11 protein-coding genes and 1 pseudogene are annotated in these 18,843 nt (G+C 63.4%); 4 read left to right on the top strand and 8 right to left on the bottom strand.

Annotation, left to right across the window (positions count from 1 at the left end; genetic code table 11):
* Positions 1-80 precede the first annotated feature (80 nt).
* Together CAG29_RS28710 and CAG29_RS04015 are read left to right on the top strand one after the other, a co-directional pair.
* A pseudogene (locus CAG29_RS28710) lies at positions 81-167 on the top strand (helix-turn-helix transcriptional regulator); the annotation flags it as partial.
* Between the two features lie 151 nt (positions 168-318).
* Entirely contained in the window at positions 319-1,938 is a 1,620-nt protein-coding gene (locus CAG29_RS04015; protein ID WP_085693879.1) for an FMN-binding glutamate synthase family protein, read from the top strand.
* 33 nt (positions 1,939-1,971) lie between these two features.
* Here CAG29_RS04015 and CAG29_RS04010 read toward each other — a convergent pair whose 3' ends face one another.
* From CAG29_RS04010 to CAG29_RS04000, 3 genes are all read right to left on the bottom strand, one after another.
* A complete protein-coding gene (locus CAG29_RS04010) occupies positions 1,972-2,346 on the bottom strand; it encodes a GtrA family protein (protein ID WP_085629435.1) in 375 nt (124 codons plus the stop codon).
* Between the two features lie 84 nt (positions 2,347-2,430).
* On the bottom strand, positions 2,431-3,936 hold the full coding sequence (locus CAG29_RS04005; RefSeq protein ID WP_085629433.1) for a glucosyltransferase domain-containing protein: 1,506 nt from the start codon (positions 3,934-3,936) through the stop codon (positions 2,431-2,433).
* Positions 3,937-4,121: 185 nt separating this feature from the next.
* Complete coding sequence (locus CAG29_RS04000; RefSeq protein ID WP_085693878.1) at positions 4,122-5,543, bottom strand: amino acid permease; 1,422 nt, start codon at positions 5,541-5,543, stop codon at positions 4,122-4,124.
* A gap of 508 nt (positions 5,544-6,051) precedes the next feature.
* Between CAG29_RS04000 and CAG29_RS03995 the strand changes: the two genes are divergently transcribed.
* Both CAG29_RS03995 and CAG29_RS03990 read left to right on the top strand, forming a co-directional pair.
* Positions 6,052-10,992, top strand: coding sequence for an NEL-type E3 ubiquitin ligase domain-containing protein (locus tag CAG29_RS03995; protein ID WP_085693877.1), 4,941 nt, complete (start codon positions 6,052-6,054; stop codon positions 10,990-10,992).
* A 141-nt stretch (positions 10,993-11,133) separates the two neighbouring features.
* A complete protein-coding gene (locus tag CAG29_RS03990; protein ID WP_085580141.1) occupies positions 11,134-14,268 on the top strand; it encodes a transglycosylase domain-containing protein in 3,135 nt (1,044 codons plus the stop codon).
* Here the strand turns inward: CAG29_RS03990 and CAG29_RS03985 are convergent.
* From CAG29_RS03985 to CAG29_RS03965, 5 genes are all read right to left on the bottom strand, one after another.
* Positions 14,265-15,509, bottom strand: coding sequence for a hypothetical protein (locus tag CAG29_RS03985; RefSeq protein ID WP_085580139.1), 1,245 nt, complete (start codon positions 15,507-15,509; stop codon positions 14,265-14,267). The genes CAG29_RS03990 and CAG29_RS03985 overlap by 4 nt on opposite strands.
* A gap of 57 nt (positions 15,510-15,566) precedes the next feature.
* A complete protein-coding gene (locus CAG29_RS03980; RefSeq protein WP_085580137.1) occupies positions 15,567-16,775 on the bottom strand; it encodes a hypothetical protein in 1,209 nt (402 codons plus the stop codon).
* A gap of 190 nt (positions 16,776-16,965) precedes the next feature.
* On the bottom strand, positions 16,966-17,469 hold the full coding sequence (locus tag CAG29_RS03975) for a CS1 type fimbrial major subunit (protein WP_085580135.1): 504 nt from the start codon (positions 17,467-17,469) through the stop codon (positions 16,966-16,968).
* Between the two features lie 65 nt (positions 17,470-17,534).
* A complete protein-coding gene (locus CAG29_RS03970) occupies positions 17,535-18,035 on the bottom strand; it encodes a CS1 type fimbrial major subunit (RefSeq protein WP_085580132.1) in 501 nt (166 codons plus the stop codon).
* A gap of 29 nt (positions 18,036-18,064) precedes the next feature.
* Positions 18,065-18,808: a pilus assembly protein gene (locus tag CAG29_RS03965; protein WP_085580130.1), complete on the bottom strand. Its 744-nt coding sequence runs from the start codon at positions 18,806-18,808 to the stop codon at positions 18,065-18,067.
* Between the last annotated feature and the right edge of the window lie 35 nt (positions 18,809-18,843).

Raw genomic sequence — 18,843 nt, 5'->3', positions numbered from 1 at the left:
ACAAAACACATTCCGGACCGGACGGGCATGGCCAGCGCGACTTTCGTCGCAATGCCATGGCCGACCGAATCCCGTTCAATGGCCGCCCGATGCCCGACGGTTGCTCCACAAACGAAATCGCCCGTAAGCTGCCAATCGCCGTCGAAACCGTGCAAGCCCATAAAAAAGCCGTTCTTCAGGCGCACAACGCCTGAAAACCCTCGGCATGCAGCACCGCTCCGTGACCTGGAGATGTCTTTGCGGCGAGGGAGCTCGCTCCGTCACCGCAAGAACCTGCCTGCCGCAGACCGATACCGAGTCCGAACCCAAGGAAACCGTATGAGCCTGTCCCTCCTGAGCCGCTACGCCTTCTTTGCCGCCTGCGTGATCTTCACGCTCGCCAGCCTGCCGTTCCTCGACCATGACTGGCTGTGGCCCTTCACCGCCATCACCGGCGTACTGAGCCTGCTGGGCCTGTTCGACCTGATGCAGAGCCCCCACGCGGTGCGCCGCAACTACCCGATCCTGGGCAACATCCGCTACCTGGTCGAAGGCATCCGCCCGGAGATCCGCCAGTACCTGCTGGAGTCCGACAGCGATGCCCTGCCCTTCTCCCGGGCCCAGCGCTCGCTGGTGTATTCCCGGGCCAAGAACGAGACCGCCGACAAGCCCTTCGGCACCCTGATCGACGTGTACCAGTCCGGCTTCGAGTTCATCGGCCATTCGATGCGCCCCGCGCCGCTGAGCGACCCGAACACGTTCCGCGTCACCGTCGGCGGCCCGCAGTGCACCCAGCCGTACTCGGCGTCAGTGTTCAACATCTCGGCCATGAGCTTCGGCTCCCTCAGCGCCAACGCCATCCGCGCCCTGAACCAGGGCGCCAAGCTGGGCAACTTCGCCCACGACACCGGCGAAGGCAGCATCAGCCCCTACCACCGCGAACACGGCGGCGACCTGACCTGGGAGCTGGGCAGCGGCTACTTCGGCTGCCGCACCGCCGACGGCCGCTTCGACCCGGAGCGCTTCGCCGCCCAGGCGCAGAACCCGCAGGTGCGGATGATCGAAATCAAGATGAGCCAAGGCGCCAAGCCCGGCCACGGCGGCATCCTGCCCAAGCACAAGGTGACCCGGGAGATCGCCGACACCCGCGGCATCTCCATGGGCGAGGACTGCATCTCGCCGTCGCGCCACAGCGCCTTCTCCACGCCGCTGGAGATGATGCAGTTCATCAAGCGGTTGCGTGAGCTGTCCGGCGGCAAACCAGTGGGCTTCAAGTTCTGCCTCGGCCATCCGTGGGAGTTCATGGGCATCGCCAAGGCCATGCTGGAGACCGGCATCCTGCCGGACTTCATCGTGGTGGACGGCAAGGAAGGCGGCACCGGCGCGGCCCCCGTGGAATTCACCGACCACATCGGCGTGCCGATGCGCGAAGGCCTGCTGTTCGTCCACAACACCCTGGTGGGCCTGAACCTGCGGGACAAGATCAAGCTCGGCGCCAGCGGCAAGATCGTCAGCGCCTTCGACATCGCCAGCGTGCTGGCCATCGGCGCCGACTGGGCCAACTCGGCGCGCGGCTTCATGTTCGCCATCGGCTGCATCCAGTCGCAGAGCTGCCACACCAACAAATGCCCGACCGGCGTCGCCACCCAGGACGCCCTGCGCCAACGCGCCCTGGTGGTGCCGGACAAGGCCCAGCGGGTCTACAACTTCCACCGCAACACGCTCAAGGCCCTGGCCGAAATGCTCGCCGCCGCCGGGCTGGAGCACCCTTCGCAACTGTCGGCCAAGCACCTGGTGCGGCGCATGTCGGCCACCGAGATCAAGCTGTTCTCGCAGTTGCATGTGTTCCTCAAACCGGGGGAACTGCTCACCGGGGAGGTGAACGGTGAGTTCTACTCGCGGATGTGGCAGATGGCGCGGGCGGACAGCTTCGAGCCGCAGGACGCGGCCGTCGCCTGAACCCGGCGCCGGTCCGCCCGACGGGCCGGCGCATCAGCCATCGCTTGGGCGGAACAGCACGAACCGGAAGAAGCCGTAGCCCAGCAACAGGTTCAGCAGCGTGAACGCGACCGCCGTCACCAGCCCCGGCAGATCCCGCTCATCGGCGACCAGGCCGACGCCGTAACTGACCCCGCCCATCACGGCGATGAACAGCAGATAGGCCGTCAGCGACGTATTGAGCTCGAAGGTGTACAGCACATTCATGTAGAACGAGAACGAGGCGGCCACGCCGTAGGCCGCCACGTTGCCCTGGGCTTGGGAAAGCTGGACCGCCGTGAGCAACACAAAGAACACCTGCCAATGAATCAGCGTGGCCACCGCGCCGATCGCCACCTGAGTGAGGATTCCCTTCCAGAACATGTTCATGCCGCCGCCTCTCCCGATGTCGGGCCAACGCTAGGGCATGCGCAACGCTCGGTCTACTGACAGAAATTACAGGTCGGCGCCCGCTCACCATTGCAGCGAACGGCCGTGGGGCGGCTCCTTCATGACGATGAAACCGTAGTCGCCGATCAGGTAGATCCGGTAGTACAGGCTGTCCACCAGCGGCGGATAGCCCATTTGGCCGACATGGGTGGCATTGCGCCGCTCGCGTTCGGCGATCACATTGGTGATGCCCGCCGAGGGCAGGTTCTCGGCGAGCATGTAGAAGTCGACGTTGAGCAGGTAACGCAGCACCGGCAACGTGCGGAACGAACCGCCGGCGGCGGCCAGCCAGCGGTCGGACCAGGTCACCGACAGGTAGATCCGCTTGGCTTCGCGCAGCGCCGGGCGGGAGGCGATGTCCTGGCTGAGGCTGTGCAGGGCGCTGTCGGCGAAGGTCTTCTGCATCGTCAGCACCCGGCCGTAGGCGAACGACAGCGAGAGCGACGCCGACAGCGCAACCGCCAGCAGCAGCGGCAGCCGCCGGTGCAGCGGCGCCAGCCCCAGGTACGCCAGATAGGCCAGCAATGTCAGCAGCGCGCCGAACCCCATCAGGGTACGCGCGCCCTCGTTGAAGTCGCGGAACACCAGGGTCATGCCCGGCACCATCAGCACCGCCAGCGGCAACGTCAGCAGGCAAGCCGCACCCAACAGCGAGTCCTTCCAGGCAGGTTCCTGCCGCTGCGCCAGGCGCTGCCCCACACGGACCGCGCCGAGCAGCGCACACAGCGCCAACGCAACGGACACCCCGAGGTATCCGCCGTTGAACAGCAGCGCGACCTTCTCCGCCACCCGTCCGAGGTTGATGCCGACCTGCGACAGAGGGCTGGCGCCCCCGTTCAGCATTTCAGTGCGTGAGGCATCCGTGAACGGCAAGACCGTGACGCCGTAGATCAGCACCGCGAGCAGCAACTGCGCGAGCTTGCCGCCGATCAAGCATCCGATGTCTCGCCAGGGCAAGCGAGCCTGCACGGCGCGGATCAGCTCCACGGCGCACAGGCCGAGAAACACGTTGACGCTGATCTGGTACAGCCCGAACGCCAGCGCCAACAATGCCGCCGGCGCCAGCCAGCGCCGTATCCGGGAACCGCTGCGGTAGGTGATCGCCCAGATCACCGCCGCCAGGCTCAGCGCCGTGGCCGGCCCGTCGTACTGGTAGGACAGGTTCTGCAGCAGGAACGGGTTGTACCAGAGCGGCAACGGCACCAGGCAAGCGGCCAGGCAAGGTTGCGGGAAAAGGTGGAAGGTCAGCCGGGTCAGGGCCGCCGCCATCGCCAGCGTGGCCAGCAGCAACGGCAGCGGGAAGATGTTCGGCGCAGCGTCGCTGAACGTCAGGGCCTTGTACAGCCAGTCGACGAACAGCCGCCCTTGCCCGGCCCAGGCATTGCCGGCGGCCAGCGCCCGCCAGTTGTCGTCGATGTAGGGGTAGTCCGCGAGGATCAGCGGCAGGACATAGAGAAAGGCCGCGAACACAAAGAACCGCATGACCTGATGGCGGCTCAGCTCGCGGTCGACAAGATCGGTCATCCTCATAACCTGCGCCTCCCATCGCTGGCGGAATCGACAGCGATAGAGTTTGGAGCATGGCCCGGCACCGGAAGTCGCTGCGCACTCCCCTTTCAGACCGACGGTCGCACCGCTGCCCTCGCCAGCGCGTTGCCCAAACGCAAAAGCCCCGGCCTTGCGGGCCGGGGCTCAGGTGTTTCAGGCGTCAGGGCTTATGAAGCCGAACGCACCGCGCCCTGCTCCGCAGGGTTCGGCTGCAGCTTGAACACATAGAACAGCGCCGTCAGCAGCACCAGGAACGCAGGCCCCACGTACAGCGCCACCCGGGTGTCCGGGAAGTACGCCATCAGGCCCACCACCAGCACCAGGAACGCCAGGGCGAACCAGGAGCTGACCGGGTACAGCCACATCTTGTACTTGAGGGCGCCCCGTTCGGCGGCGCTCAGGCCTTTGCGGAACCGGAGCTGGGCCAGCAGGATCATCACCCAGGTCCAGATCGCGCCGAAGGTGGCGATGGAGGTCACCCAGACGAAGACTTTCTCCGGCACCAGGTAGTTGAGCAGCACGCCCAGCAGCAAGGCGAAGATCGACAGCAGCAAGGCGCGGCGCGGCACGCCGTTGCCGGAGGTCTTGGCGAAGCCGGCCGGGGCCTGGCCGTTCTGCGCCAGGCTGTAGAGCATGCGCCCGGTGCTGAAGATGCCGCCGTTGCACGACGACAGCGCCGCAGTGATGACCACGAAGTTGATGATGCCGGCGGCGGTCTTGATGCCCAGACGCTCGAAGGTCATCACGAAGGGACTGCCCTGGGTGCCGATCTCGTTCCACGGGTAGATCGACAGGATCACGAACAGCGCGCCGACGTAGAACAGCAGGATCCGCCAGAACACCGAGCCGATGGCGTCGGGAATGGTCTTCTGCGGGTTCTTCGCTTCGCCTGCGGTCAGGCCGATCATCTCCACGCCCAGGTAGGCGAACATCACCATCTGCAGGGACATCAGCACGCCCTGCACGCCGTTGGGCATGAACCCGCCGTGGCTCCACAGGTTGGAGATGCCCAAGGCCACGCCGTCGTTGCCGAAGCCGAAGCCGATGATGCCGATGCCGCCCAGCACCATGGCGATGATGGTGACGATCTTGATCAGGGCGAACCAGAACTCGAACTCACCGAAGGCCTTCACCGCGATCAGGTTGACCCCGCCCATGCTGACCAGCGCCGCCAAGGCCCAGATCCAGCGCGGCACGTCGGGGAACCAGATGCCCATGTACACCGCCACGGCGGTGATTTCCGCGACGCAAGTCACCAGCCACAGGAACCAGTAGTTCCAGCCGGTGAGAAAGCCCGCCAGCGGGCCGAGGTAATCCTGGGCGTAGCGGCTGAACGAGCCGGCCACCGGGTTGTGCACGGCCATTTCGCCGAGGGCGCGCATGATCACCAGGATCGCTAGGCCGCCGATGATGTAGGACAGCATGATGGCGGGGCCGGCCATCTCGATGGCCTTGGCCGAACCGAGAAACAGGCCGACGCCGATGCAGGCGCCGAGCGCCATCAGGCGAATGTGCCGTTCGCCGAGCTCGCGCTTGAGCGGGCCGCCTTGGGCGGTCTCGCCGTGGGGTGAGTGGTTGCCGACTGGCATGGGAGACATCCTCGTCTTGTTATTGGATAGGGCCACCGAGCGGCGAAGCCTTGGCCGATGGGCCGGGGCTTGCCGGTGCCGCGTCTGCCTCGTGGGCAAAGGCGTCCCCCAGGCATCGCCTGCGGGATCGGCGGGGCATGCAGTATAAAAAGCCCGCCACAGAGAGTTTCGCTTTAAAAACCACAGAAAACAGCCACACAACCTGCAGAACCGTCTTTCGACAGAACAGACCACCTGTTGTTTTGCAAAAAATGTCGTGAACGGGACGCCGCGGAGTATCGCACGCCCGGCGCGGGGCGGTCATGCGCACGGCAGAGAAACAATCGCCAACGCCCCATCGCGCGCACAGGCATCCTGATGCGCACAAAGGTAGTAGCCACCTACTTTTTAAATATCAGATTTAAATGTTTCCTCTTTATCCGACGCGTCGACCCCACCAACTTTTGAATTATTTTTCTTGAACACTGGCGTTAGCCTGAAGCCCCTATCCTAATTACGGGCACACGCCATGAGCGAAACAAATAGTTATTCAGGGAAACATCACGAATTGATAAAGTCGCGCATCCCTCCGGTCTTCGCCAATATGGCATTGCACCGCAGCGAAGCACTACGCAACATCCGGCCGCAACGTGCCGCCTGGATGAACCCGGAAGACGCCAGCCTCAAGCGAAACCTGGCCTACAGCAACCGCCAGGCGTGGGAGACGCAAAACGCTGTCGACACATTATTCTCCTCACTCAGGGATGTGAGGACATTCGCCGAACCCTTGCTGAAGGACAAACTTCTTCAGCAGTACAAGCTTGATGTCGACGTGAGAAACATCCACATAAGACTCTATAAAAAAGTTGAACTTGGTGGATTCAAACCCACGACCATTTCATTACTTGACGCTGCCCTGCACAACTTTCCGCAAAATGAAACATTCGACGCCGCGTCCGATTTCCTGATCTCGACCGATCCGAACAAGGGGCTCTACGACATTTATCCCATCAAGCAATTGATCAGCATCGACCAGTTCAAGCGGTTGTGCCGGGACCTGGACATCGGCGCACGCTACAAGGAGCGTCTGGAGGCGCTGCTGCTCACCACGAACCGCGTCGCCCGCACCTATCTGGAAACCAGCGTCCAGAACAACATGAGGACCGCGTTGAAGGCCGCCGCACGAATGGCCCTGGCGAGCGGAGACATCACGCCTGAAGCCTTCACCCTGATCAATGCGCTGCATTCCGGGCAGACAAACCTGGCGCTCAAAGGCCAGGCGATGCAGCTCTTCGAACTGGGCTTGCTGGAGGCAAGGCTCACCGGCATCCTGCTCATCGCTCCCACGCCCGGCGAGCCGCTGATCTCGGATACGGTCATTGCCTACGTTCCCCACGACCCTCGGCATCCGCTCAAGCAATACCGCAACGCAAACGTCTTCAGGGACGAACTGTTCTGGCAATTGCGGGAGAACCAGACGCTTGCCTCCAGCGGCCAGAGCTACCTTCAGTTCTTCAGTCAGTTCGTCGACCATGGGCAGCGCGGCCAATTCTTTGCCAGGCTGGCGCAGCACCTGGCGCCCGTTACCTTTCACGGTTGGGCTGCGGGCGACCCGCGTCCGGCCTGGCGCGAAAATCCGCCGGATCTGAGGGCGCTGCGTTTCGAGCTGTTTCCCGTCACCCAACCCCTCTGGAGATATCTCTACCGGCGCTTGGCCAACAAGGTTCTCAACGATGCGCGCACGCTCGCCGTCCCGACCGCCGACGTCGACCGTCTGCAACGTCAGGCATGGTGGGACAGAATCGAGAAAATCGCCCTGGAGATCCTCAACGTCGCCGTGATGGTCGTCGCTCCCTTCGTGCCGGGCCTGGGCGAGTTGATGCTGGCCTACACCGCCTATCAGCTGGCCAATGAAACCCTCGAGGGCGTGGTCGACCTGGCCGAAGGTGTCTGGCGCGAGGGCACGGAGCACATTGTCGGTGTGGTCAGCGACATCGTTCAGCTGGGCGCGGTGGGGGCCGGCATCCCGATCGCCCGGGAGTTCAAGCTCAAACTGTCACCGACAATCGAATCCATGCATGCGGTGACCTTGCCCAACGGGGAGACACGCCTGTGGTATCCGGACATCGCGCCCTACGAACACAGTCTGGCGTTGCCCGACACCCTGACGCCCGACGCCCAAGGCCTGTACCGGCATGAGGGGGACAATGTACTGCGCCTCGTAAACCGTCACCTGAAAGTGCACAAGGATCCGGCCAGCGGGCAGTACCGCATCCGCCACCCCAATCGCGCCGACGCCTACGAGCCCAGGCTGGAGCACAACGGCCGTGGCGCCTGGCGGTACGAAAGCGAAAACCCCTACGAGTGGGACAGCGCCACGCTCATGCGCCGGCTCGGCCACAGCACCGACGGGCTCAGTGCCGAGCAGCTGGAACACGTACGCCGGATCAGTGCCACGGATGTCGAGACGCTGCAACGCATGCACGCCGATAACGCTCCGCCCCCGCTCCTCCTGGACGATACCCTCAAGCGTTTCAAGGCGTTCGAGGATGTCGGTCTGGCGAAACGGCGGATTCGCACAGGCGCGGCGCTTGACCCGAGAGATACGTGGTTCCCCCAGATAGTCACCGAATTACCGGGATGGCCGCCCGAATGCGCCTTGAAAGTGTTTCACGGATCCGACTTCAACGGTGGCCACTACCGCTACGGCAATCCCAAGGCCAGTCCGCACTCCACCTTGTCCGTCAGCCAGACGCAGGTGCTGAACGGCGATCTGCCGGTGGCCGTGGTCGGGTTCCTCGATGACTCGCAGATGAAACGCCTGCTCGGACCGGACGTGCCGGTGAGCGAACGTTTGCCGGCGCTGCGCAATCGTTTGGCGGACATGCTGGATTCGCGCGCCGAGTCGATTGCGGACCACACCTACGGCAGTCGCGAGCAAAGCCAGGATCCGCACGCTCGCCGCCTGCAGGGGCTGCACCCTGAACTGTCTGCAGCCATTGCCGAGCGGCTGATCGGGGAAGCACCGCCCGCTGCCCTGGAGGCGCTGGCCAGTCGACGCCGCCTGCCACACGACTTCAAGGTCAAGGCCCGTGAATGCGCGTTCGAGATCCGCCTCGCCCGAGCGTATGAAGGGTTCTACAAGAGTCGTCCGCTGACCGCCGACACCGAGCGCCTGGCCCTGGAGACGGTGATGGATCGCAAGGCGCTCAAGGATGTGCGTATCGAGATCCGTGACGACAATCTCGACAACACCTTGCGCAGCAGCGTCGGCCCCCAAGACGCCTCCCACCGCCGTGTGCTGCTGCGCCGCCAGCGGGGCGACTACGCTGTCCTCGATGGTGGCCGCAACCCGCTGTTCGACGCCCAGACCGTATACGAAGCGATCCTGCAGGCCTTGCCCGAAAAATCGGGATTCAATCTGAAGCCGGGGGACGGCCCGATCCTTCGCCAGTGGCTGACGGACAAGAATCTCTCGCCCGAGGTGCGCCGAAAGGCGATGCTGACGGCGCCTTTGCGCCCGGTGGCCGCCGAAGAAACCCACTGGATGCTGCGTGCCACCTGGAACTGGATCGTCTCCTTCTTCCACCGTCCCGGCCGAACATTCACGGTGCTGGAGAAACGCGTGCAACGCCTGTATCCGCGACTGAGAGAGACAGAGCGCGATACGTTCATACGATCCCTGCCCGTCGGCACCGACCCCATCGAAGTGGTGGAAAAACTGGAGATCCAGTTGCGCGAGATTGATACGGCGCTGGATAACTGGGGCGTACGGATGTCCAGCCCCCTGCCTGACGAGCCGTCGATCCCGCCCCGCAACGCCCACCACATCATCCAAAGGATGAAAGCCTGTTTCAGGCGTGAGTCCAACGTGTTCGGTGTACGCAACATCCGCTTCGACGACGGATACATCCTGGATCTGTCGAAGGAACTGCTTGGCTTTGAGCTGGAATCCTGGTGGAAAAAATTGCTTGAGATGGACATCAAGACATACCTGGATCAGATCACTGTGATGAACCTGGACAACATGAGATTCTCCGCGCGCGCCACGGGGATGCTGAAGGACTTCCCCCGACTGCGCCGGCTCAGCGCCCGCAACTGTGACCTGACCGAGGTGCCTGAAGCGGTCTACTCGATGAAGGGGTTGGAAACCCTGCGCCTGAACGATAACCGGATTGTCCTGACGGACGCCTCCGTGGAGGGCCTCAGACAGCTGACCGCACTGCAGACCCTGCAACTGGACAGTAACCCGTTGACCCTACCGCCCGATGTCTGCGACATGCCCGATCTCAGGGTGCTGTCACTGCGCAGGACCAACCTCACGGACTGGCCGGTCGGGTTGTTGAGCAGACCCCGCCCTCGTGGCCTTAATGTCGATTTGACCGGCAGTCCGATCCAGACCGTACCGAAGGTACTGAACGTCACGCGTGACTCACCCGAAGCGTGGATCGTGGCCCGCACCCGGATCTCCCAGTGGAAACTGCCGGAAGATGAACGTAAACGGCTGTTCGACTACCGCGAAAAAGTAGGCAGACCTAAAGAAGTCAACGTTGAGCAGCCCACCGAAAACGACATTGAAAAGTGGCCGCTGGAGACCGACTCGCTGCTGTTCAAACCCGATCCGGGGCTGGGTGAGCAGCGCAAGGAAGCTTGGCAAAGCCTGAAGGCCGAAGAGAAAAGCAAAGGCTTTTTCAAGGTCATCAACCGGCTGACCCGATCCGCCGACTACACCGCCGCAGATGAAGAGCTACGCAAGCAGCTCGCGCGCCGGGTCTGGAATGTGATCGAGGCAATGGATCTGAATACGCAGTTGCGTGAGGACGTATTCGCAACGATAGAGAACCCGGAAACCTGCGTCGACGCCGTCACCGAGGAGTTCAACAAGATAGGGGTACTGGTGCTCGCGTCACAGGCCTATGACTACTCGACGTCCCATGAGGAACTGGAACGCCGTCTCCTGGCCTTGGCCAAGGGGGCCGCACGTCTGGAAAGCGTGAACACCATCGCCCGGGAAGAAGTCCGCAAACGCCCAAGCCGAGCGGAAGAGGTTGAAATCTATCTCGCCTACCAGATCGGTCTTAGCGCACGTCTGGGATTGCCCTGGCAATCCGAGCGCATGCTGTACCGGCAGATCGGTGGGGTCAGCCACGACATGCTCGACGCGGCTTACAGGACCGTCCTTTCGCTGGAGGCGGGCGACGGCCTGGTCAACGGGATGCTCGAACTCGAATTCTGGGAAAATTTTCTCAAGGCACAATACGGTGACACTCTTGATCAAGACGTCGCCCAATACACCCGAAAACTGGCAGAGCTTGATGATCAGTACGAACGCAAAGAACTGACGGAGAACGAGTACGAGGCAAAATCCAAGGACATCAGGTACGAGAAACAGCAATCACGTCGCAACAAGACGAAAGCGCTGCTCGAAAAGCACAACCTGCTCGGAAACGACAGCGCGCCCACACGCTGATCCCCGAGGCCGCTGCTTCCGGTCACCCCCGACCGGTCGGCAGCGGCCACCGCTCGTTCCATCACAAAATTTTCACCTGTTCCAACCACCGTCTAAGCTTCAGACAAGTCCGATCAATCTGCGTGAATGGATCAATCGACTATGGGCGCTTTGCTGCAGACCGATTCGAGTGAAAACGTGATTCCGACTGACCGTGTGGATCAAGCGCCTGTCCCTGAAAAACCGCCCCGCAGCCGTACCCGGCATGGCTGGAAGGCGTTCTGGCTGCTGGTGCTGATCATTGCCGTGGTGGTGGGCCTGGCGGCGACCAAGGAAATCCGCACCTCGCGCTTTCAGTCCCGCGAGGTCAGCCAGTACGCGCAATCCTTGACCTATACGCTGGAACAGGGCCCCAGCGAGGCGATCCGCTATCCCGGCAACGGGCCGTTCGACCTGCGCCTGGGCTACAGCGCCCTCGACGAATTTCTGCCGCGCCTGCTCAAGCGTTCCTACGTGATCACCGAGCAGACCCGTTTTTCACCGGCCCTGCTCGGCTACACCGACAAGGGCCTGTTCGTGCCCTATTCCGAAAAGATCCAGGCGGGGCTGTCGATCACCGACTGCCGCGCCGCACCGCTGTACCAGTACAACTATCCACAACAGTTGTACGCCAGCTTCGACTCGATTCCACCGGTGGTGGTCAACAGCCTGCTGTTCATCGAGAACCGCTTCCTGCTCGACCCCAAACAACCGCTGGCCAACCCGGCGGTGGATTGGCCGCGCTTCGGCATGGCCGCGTGGTCGCAGGTGGCCAAGATGCTCCACCTGCCCGGCCAGTCCGCCGGCGGCAGCACACTGGCCACGCAACTGGAGAAATACCGCCATTCGCCGGACGGCCTGACGGTGTCGGGCGCCGAGAAGATCCGCCAGATGATCTCCGCCAGCGTGCGGGCCTATCAGGCAGGGCCTGAAACCCTGGCGGCGCGGCAGAACATCGTGCGCGACTACCTCAACAGCGTGCCCCTGTCGGCGGTGCCCGGCCACGGCGAAGTGCACGGCATGGCCGAGGGGTTGCGGGTGTGGTACGGCAGCGACTTCGCCGAGGCCAACGAACAGCTCAACAGCCCCGCCGCCGACGCCAAGACCATGGCCGCCAAAGGCCTGGCCCTGCGCGAGATGCTCTCGCTGATGATCGCCCAGCGCCGTCCGTCCCATTACCTGACCAAGGGCCGCGAAGAACTCGCCGACCTCACCGACAGCCACCTGCGCCTGCTGCGCCAGAACGGCGTGATCGACGCCCCGCTGGCCGAAGCCGCGCTGGCCAGCAAGGTGAGCTACCGCGACTGGCAGACCCAGCCGACCATCCAGCCGATCGAGACCAACAAAGGCATCAGCGTCGCCCGCAGCCGTCTGGCCACGATGCTCAACCGGCCGCTGTACGATCTCGACCGCCTCGACCTGTCGGCCACCAGCACCCTGCAGGGCGATCTGCAGACCCAGGCCACCGAGTACCTGAAGAAACTCGCCGACCCCGAGTTCGCCAAACAGATCGGCCTGATCGGCGAGCGCCTGCTCACGCCCACCAGCACCACCCAGGTGCGCTACAGCTTCACCCTGTTCGAGCTGACCCCGGACGGCTCGCGCGTGCGGGTGCAGACCGACAGCACCGACCAGCCTTTCGACATCAACGAAGGCAGCAAACTGGAACTGGGCTCCACGGCCAAAATGCGCGTGCTGACCACCTACCTGCAGATCATCGCCGAGCTGCACGACAAGTACGCCGGCCTGAGCGTGCCGGAGCTGAAGAAGGTCGACGTGCCCGACCAGGACCGCCTGAGCCGCTGGGCGGTCGATTACCTGATCGAGAACAAGGACCGCGACCTCTCGAAAATGCTCGGTGCCGCCCTCGACCGCAAGTACTCGGCCAGCCCCGGCGAGGCGTTCTTCACCGGCGGCGGCCTGCACGTGTTCCACAACTTCCGCAAGGAAGACAACGGCCGCATGCCGACCCTGCGCGATGCCCTGCGCGAATCCATCAACCTGCCGTTCATCCGCCTGATGCGCGACCTGGTGCGCTACACCACCTATTCCGGCCCCAACAACAGCGCCGAGCTGCTCAAGGACGACCGCGACCCCCGGCGCCAGGAATACCTGGCCTCCTTTGCCGACCGCGAAGGCACCTCGTTCCTGCTCAAGTTCTGGAAGAAATACCGCAACAAGGACACCCAGGCGCGCCTCGACACCTTCCTCGACAGCATGCGCCCGACCCCGATCCGCATGGCCGCCGTGCACCGCTACCTGCTGCCCAACGCCAGCCAGGAAGACTTCAACACCTTCGTGCGCTCGCACCTCAAGGGCGCCAAGCTCACCGAGAAACTCACCGACGAACGCCTGGAACGGCTCTACCTGGCCTACGGGCCCGGCACCTACGACCTGCCGGACCAGGGCTTCATCGCCAAGGTGCACCCGCTGGACCTGTGGATGATGGGCTACCTGCTCAACCACCCGGACGCCGACTTCAAGCAGATCGTCAAGGCCAGCCAGTTCGAGCGCCAGGAGGTCTACAGCTGGCTGTTCAAGAGCAAGCACAAGGGGGCCCGCGACAGCCGCATCCGCACCATGCTGGAGATCGAGGCGTTCCTGGAGATCCACCAGCGCTGGCAGAAGGTCGGCTACCCGTTCGACCACCTGGTGCCGTCCCTGGCCACCGCCATCGGCAGCTCCGGCGACCGTCCGGCGGCGCTGGCCGAACTGATCGGCACCATCCTCAACGACGGCGTGCGCATGCCGACCCTGCGCATCGACAGCCTGCACTTCGCCGCCGACACGCCTTACGAAACACGGCTGGTGAGTGACCCGCACGTGGGCAAACGGGTCATGCCGTCCGAGGTTGCCACCGCCATGCGCGAAGCGCTTTCCCAAGTGGTGGATTCAGGCACCGCCAAACGGGTCTCCGGCAGTTTCAAACTGGCCGACGGCAGCCCGCTGACCATGGGCGGCAAGACCGGCACCGGCGACAACCGTATCGAGGCCATCGGCTCCGGCGGGCGCATCCTCAGTTCCAAGTCGCTCAACCGCACTGCCACGTTCGTGTTCTATATAGGCAGCAACCATTTCGGCACCCTGACCGCGTTCGTGCCTGGGCGCTCGGCAGAGAGCTTCACCTTCACCTCGGCCCTCCCGGTGCAGGTACTCAAGGGCATGGCGCCGATCCTCACGCCATACCTGCAACCGGGTACCCACACCCAATGTCAGCCGCCCGCAACACCGACCGTGGCCGTGACGGGAGACCGCTAGACCTCCGAGTCCCAGATCACCGTGACGTTGCCGACGTAGCGGTTGGCCTGACCGGGTTGCAGCATGTCCTCGACGTAGCTGCGCGGCACTTCGAAATGCAGGGTGCCCATGGTGCGATCCAGGAACCGCCCCGGCTGGAAGACCGGAGCATCGGGGTTTGCCGACAGCGGCTGGCGGCGCACCGGCCGGCCGTCGCTGTCCGTGATGCTGTCGGGCAGGCTGACGCTCAGGAACACTTGGGCGGGCGCACCGCCGCCGTTCTGGCTGCGCAGTCCGCACGACTGCAGCCCGCCGTGCTGGCATTCGAAAAACATCTTGAACCGCGACGAGGAGGTGATGGTGAAGGCCTGGTCGCGGAACAGCCGCTCCGGCTTGCGACCCTGGTGCAACCAAGCGCTCCAGCCGCCCTGCGGCACCAGCGCGACCTTGTTGCCGCCCGGTGGAATATCGACCTTCAGAACATGCTGCACATCCAGCACGAAGCGAAAGGTGACCTGCGAGCTGTCGGGCAGCAGGTTGTCGCCGGTGTCGAAATCCATGCCGGGCCCCACGCCGTAGGTCAGTTCACCTGTGTAGAGGCCCGCCGACATTTTCAACGGGTCGGGCATTTGCAACTCATAAGCCACGTCGAGGTAGCTGTAGGTCATCCACGGGATCGTGAAGGCTGTCTGTTTGGCGCAAGTGCCGATGACAGGCGTGAACCAGAAGAAACGGTAATTGTCGTCGCCAGCGACCGCCGCGGCTGCGGGCAGGCACGGTGGAGGCGCCGAGCCCCAACTGCGACCTCCCCACAAGGTATCGTGGGCCCGGTTGGGAATCCCCCCATGATCGCCGGTCAAGTTGGCGGCTGTGTCGCTCAGCACATATTCAGAGCCGAGTCCGCCGATGCGCATGCCCACGGTGGCCGTCTCGCCAGTGAACACATGCCTGACTTCCAGGCTGCGCCACTGTGCCGGGAAATTAAACATGGCGCCGTCGCGCAAGGTGTGGCCCGGCTCCATCGCCTGCACCGAACTGAAACGCACAGGAATCCGCACCCCTGACATCGGCTTGCAATCATTGGCAACGATGGCGCAGTAACCGCTCTGCGGTGTCTGGTTGACGAACCTGTTGGTCTGCGGATCAGCCGGATCGGGAATGTACACGGCACGGATTTCCTGAGTCAGCCCGTAAGCCGCCGTCGACAGCAGCCAGCCGCACAGGCCGGCCTGCCATCTCGCCTTGTTCAATGGTGAAGTCATGATTCAGCTCCCTGCTGAGTAAACGGTTCCCTGCCCATTGGCGGTCACCCCCGAGGTTCACACCTCCGAATCCAGAATAATGGTGACGCTGCCCTGATGCGTTCCGCCGGTGTAAAGCAATTGGTCGATAGCCATGGCATCCTTGATGAAAAAACGCAGGACACCTTGTCGCCGGTCGATGTAGCGGGCAGGTTCGAAGGGCCCCAACCAAGTGTTATGCATCAATGTGCCCGACCACCCGTCGGTGTTGCCTGGGCCGACGATGCCTCCCGGAACCGTCAAGCCCACCTGAAACTCGGTAGCGCCCCCTTGGCCGTTGCCCATGCTGCAGGGGCCACCGCTGGACCAGTGGCAGACCAGCATCACCTTGAAGGGTGACGAGGCAGACAGGAAAAACTTCTGCTCGCGGAAAACCTCCACCGGTTTTTTGCCCGACTCCAGCCAGCGCTGCCACCCTCCCGCCGGCTCCATCACGATCTTGTTGCCGCCCGGCGGCAGCTCGACCTTGAGGGTGTGCTGCACGTCCAGCACGAAGTCGAGGGTCAGCGTGGTGTCGACCGGATGCATCGTCGAACCCATCTGGAAATCGCCCGCAGGCCCCAGGGTGTAGGTCAGGGAGCCGGTGTACTGCCCCGACGACATGCCCAGAGGATTGGGCGTACGCAGTTCATAAGCGAAATCGAGGTTATCGAACGCCATCGCCGGAATCCGGTAGGCGGCCACCTTCGTGCAGGCGCTTTCGACAGGGACTTTCCAGAAGAACCGGTAGGTCTCGGGCGAATAGTACGCGACACCGCTGTAGGTGCACGGCGAGGGAGCGTAGACCCAACTGCTGGACCAGAGTTTCTCGTGCCCCTCAAGCGGATCGGTCACACCCACCAGGCTGGCGGCCGACTGGTACAGCCTGTAGGTCGAGCCAATGCCGATGATGCGCACCTCCACAGTTTCGCTGTCGCCCGTGATGGCGTTGGTCACCGTCAACCGCCGCCAATTGGCCGGTGCCTGTATCCCGACGCCCTCACCCGGCACGATCGCGCGCCCGACATGGAAGCGGGTGGGTATCTCAATGCTGAACATACCGTTGTTCGCACATTCGACCGGGTTAATCACACAGTAGCCACTGTTCGGCGTCTGGTTGACGAACAGGTTTTTACCCGGCTGTGACGGATCAGGCCGAAACAGCGCCCGGATCTCCAGATTGAGCGCCTGGGCCGGCGACAGGAACAACACCGCCAGCAGTCCCAGCCAGCAACTCGATCGTTTCATGGGTCAGCCTGCCTCCTGCTCGGTAGCAGTCATATCGGCCGGGGTCTGCGGCGCATGGATCATAGGGGGCAACCCGCAAGCCACCTCCGGTGGCGGTCCGTCGCATGGACCGGCCTGCCGGTTCGCCTTGTTCAAGGGTGAAGTCATGGTTCAGCTCCTGGTGAGCAAATGGTTTCGTGCGTCCCGGTGGTCAACCCGCCGGCGCCGCTATGTTGAAAATGATGTTGACGCTGCCGTGGTAGTCGCCCGGCTTGTAGCCGTCGGCATTCATCCTGGGGACGATTTCAAGCAGCACGCGCTTGCCCGCCACCGCTTCCTCGCGGGACACCACTTGGCGGGGAACCGGGTTGTTGCTCAACTCCGTACCGTTGAAGGTGACGTGCAGGCTGATGTCATCCCGGGCGTCCTGTCCGCCGGACAAGACGGGAAAACTCTCCAGCCGCGCTTCGATGGCGCTGCTGTCGGTCTTGACATCGAACTGTTTGCGCAAGCCGCCCAGCGTCGATGTGGCCGGACGCCATGGCAGGTGCTGCGCAAGGTGGATCCAGTCCGACTCGCTGGGGATCACGTAGAACTCCAGGGCCGGAATGTCGATGGACACTTCGAAGAGGCGTTTCTCCTGCGCCGCGAATGCCGCGCAGGCCAGCAATGCCGAAACGCCTACGGACACGGCAACGGTCACTTGCTTGATCATGTCAATTCCCTCGCATCGATACGCACGCCGTCTCCCCGACGGCACCCACGGCCGGTCGGCCCTGCTCAGCCTGCCGGTGCATTGGCGTTGAACAGCAGCAGCACATTGCCGCTGTACTCGCCAGGCTTGTAGCCGCCGGCCGGCATGATCGGGTCGATCTCCAACGGCACCCGCTTGCCCGCCGCCGCTTCGTCCTTGGTCAGCACCTGGCGAAAGCCCGGATCGGCGCTCAGCTCGACGCTGTTGAAGCGCACGCGCAGGCCGATCTCCTCGCCCGCCCTGCCCGTCGACAGGTACGGCACGCTTTCCAGGCGCGCCTCGATCGCGCTGGTGTCGTGCCGGACATCAAAGTTCTTGCTCAAGCCACCCAGCGTCGAGTCCGGGTAGTTCCATTGCAGGATCTGCTGGCGATGGATCCAGTCGGGCTCCGCCGGCAGGATGTAGAACCCACGGGTAGGGACGGTCACCGACACGTCGATGTCGAGCGTTTCCCGAGCCGCCCAAGCGTGGGTGGCGAACGCTCCGGCGATAGCCGCCAGGAGGGCGAAAGCGCAGGGTTTGTTCATGTTGCTCCCTGTTGCGTCATGCGCCGAGGTCATCGGCTGACAACCTTCATGTCTTGCCGGCGCTCGCCCTCGACCAGTTTGAAGCGGTACTCGCGCCCCTTTTCCTTGTCGAAGCTGAAAGTACGCCCGGCCATCACATGGTGTTTGACGGTGGCGCCGCAATCGGCCTCGTCGCTCAGCGAGCAGCTCTTGAACTCATCGACCACCACTACCGTGTTGCCGTTGTTGCGCACTTCATAGCGGGTGTCCGTATCGTTGAGCACCGTGTCATACCGTGTGCTGGCCGGTCGCACGAAAAACACCGTGCCGAACCCGGTCATCACGTTGACGCCCGCCGACAGGCTCTTCTTGTAGTCTTCGCGCTCCTCGCTGGAGACCACGAAATCATCTTCCTTCTCCGGCACCACCGGCACGAAGCGCACCCGGAAATAGCGCTCACGGTCACGCTCGCCCATGTACAGCAAACGGGTGCCCTGCATGCCCTCCGCCGGGATGATCAGCCGCGCCGGGCTGGCCATCAGCCCGTTGCGCAGGCTGCCGCCGGAGGCGGCCTCGACCGGGATTTCCCTGGGCGTGCCGTCGCTGTCGTAGACGATCTCCAGCACATTGACCTTGACGAACGCGGTGCTGTCGCCACTGTTGAACACACGCTTGAGGTAGGTGCTCTGGGCGCCGTCCAGATAGTCGTACACCGTGCCGACATTGATCTGCGGGCCGGCGCTTGCCGTTGCGCAGAATCCGCCGAACACCCACAGCAAACACAGACGTTTCATCGTCTTCGATCCTTTGAGAATGAGAGGGAAGAACC

The organism is Pseudomonas sp. B7(2017) (assembly GCF_002112745.1).
Classification (GTDB): Bacteria; Pseudomonadota; Gammaproteobacteria; order Pseudomonadales; family Pseudomonadaceae; genus Aquipseudomonas; species Aquipseudomonas ekonensis.
Note: the sequence above shows the minus strand (reverse complement) of the source record. Positions and strands in the feature narration are given on the sequence as shown.